Origin of the sequence: Streptomyces africanus, assembly GCF_002150735.1 — a bacterium.
GTDB classification, from domain to species: domain Bacteria; phylum Actinomycetota; class Actinomycetes; order Streptomycetales; family Streptomycetaceae; genus Streptomyces; species Streptomyces africanus.
In genome coordinates, this window is the sequence record NZ_MUKA01000468.1 from 1 (window position 1) to 750 (window position 750).

At 74.1% G+C, this 750-nt stretch carries 1 protein-coding gene; it reads left to right on the forward strand.

Features of this window, described 5'->3' with window-relative positions; genetic code table 11:
- Positions 1–24: 24 nt before the first annotated feature.
- The gene (locus tag CCL05_RS39960) at positions 25–357 is read left to right on the forward strand and encodes a hypothetical protein (protein WP_086565506.1); all 333 of its coding nucleotides are present in this window, start codon (positions 25–27) and stop codon (positions 355–357) included.
- Positions 358–750 lie beyond the last annotated feature (393 nt).

A 750-nucleotide genomic window follows, 5' to 3' on the forward strand; every position in this document is an offset into this window, starting at 1 on the left:
CCACCCCCACCCCGCGGAGCAGGCATGAACCACGAGGAGGCCGCCCGCAAGCTGGGTGTCGCCCCGGCCTCCCTCTCCCCTGCCCCGCCCGACCCCCGCTTCGCCCAGACCTGGGCGCGAATGCAGCAGGCGCCGCCCTGCTCAGCCTACGGCCAGCCGTCCCGCACCAGCGGCGTGATCCACGACCGGGACCACGGGCCCCGCTGGCTCGACCGATGCCGCGAGTGCTTCCTCGCCACACCGCCGACGCTGCGCGTGCCGCCGGCGCGGTTCCTCGAGGAGCCGCGCGCGTTCGCGGCCGAGGCGCGGCTGCCGCTGCACACGTACACCGACGAGGGCGGGTGGGAAGGTGAGTGACGTGGACGACGAGCGGTTCCGCCTCACCCTGACGGCGGGGGGTCTGCCGGTGATGCACGGCTGGTGGGCCAGGCCGACCACCCCGGGCGGTAGCCACTGCCGTCCTGGGCACTCCCGCAAGTGCAGGGGGCGGTGTCGGGCGGCCCGATCGCGTACTTGCCAGCTGGCTGAAACTTGGCAGGCGTGCGGCGGCCCCTTCTCCCGGTGACGGGCGAGGGGGCCGTTTCGCGTGTCCGGACGGCTGGAGCGACGAGGCCGCCCGCCCTGTGTCCCCCGGCGGCAGGCGGCTCATGTCTGCGGGTGTCCAGAGATCAGAGGTGGCGGCGTTGTTCACCAGAAGAAGTAGCCGCAGCCTGCGCACCTGGACGTGGGAACGGTAGCGCGCGGCCGACG